The 693-nt window shown below is 53.2% G+C and carries 1 protein-coding gene; it reads left to right on the top strand.

What is annotated here, in order from left to right; translation table 11 throughout:
- Positions 1-12: 12 nt before the first annotated feature.
- Entirely contained in the window at positions 13-624 is a 612-nt protein-coding gene (locus ACTHUM_RS16785) for a CNP1-like family protein (protein ID WP_199900396.1), read from the top strand.
- The last annotated feature ends 69 nt before the right edge of the window (positions 625-693 follow it).

Below are 693 nucleotides of genomic sequence, written 5' to 3' on the forward strand. Positions count from 1 at the left end.
TTGGAGCTGTCTATGCGCCGTTTTGCCCTTCTCGCCCTCAGCCTTGCCGCGACTCAAGCATTTGCTTTGGGTTTCAGCCAAAAAGATACGCTGACCAACACGCGTTATCAGGAAAGCCCTGAAGAAGTTGCCGCACGCGAGTTTAAAGAACACAAAGCCGAGTTGCCGCCTCTGCCCGATACCCAATCGAGCGATTGGTTCGACCTCTATGTCAACGAAACCTACGGCAAGCAGCCCAAAATCCTGCTCAGCAGCCTGCAAATCATGCCTGCGCCGGACAACAGCATCCGCTACGTCTTGAACGTACGCTCCGACAAAGGCTACGACAACCTCTCCGTCGAAGGCCTCTATTGCGCCCGCACATCCTTTACTTACAGCAACGACAAGCGTTCGTCTTACAAAGTATTCGCTTACGGCGATACAGTAAACCGCCGCTGGATTGAACCGCGCAAAGGCGATTGGAAGCTGATCGGCAATGCGTTCAGCCGCAACGATGCCCTGCACACCGCCCTGTATCAGGCATTCTGTATCGACGGCATGCCGACAACGGTCGAAGGCTTGGTACAACGTTTGAAAGAACGCGGCGGCCGTCACGGCACAACGCTGACCAACCACGACAAATAAACCGCTTTAATCAACAAAAAGGCCGTCTGAAATTTTTCAGACGGCCTTGTCTTTAGAGACAGCTTAGAA

This window comes from Neisseria sp. P0021.S006, assembly GCF_051956895.1.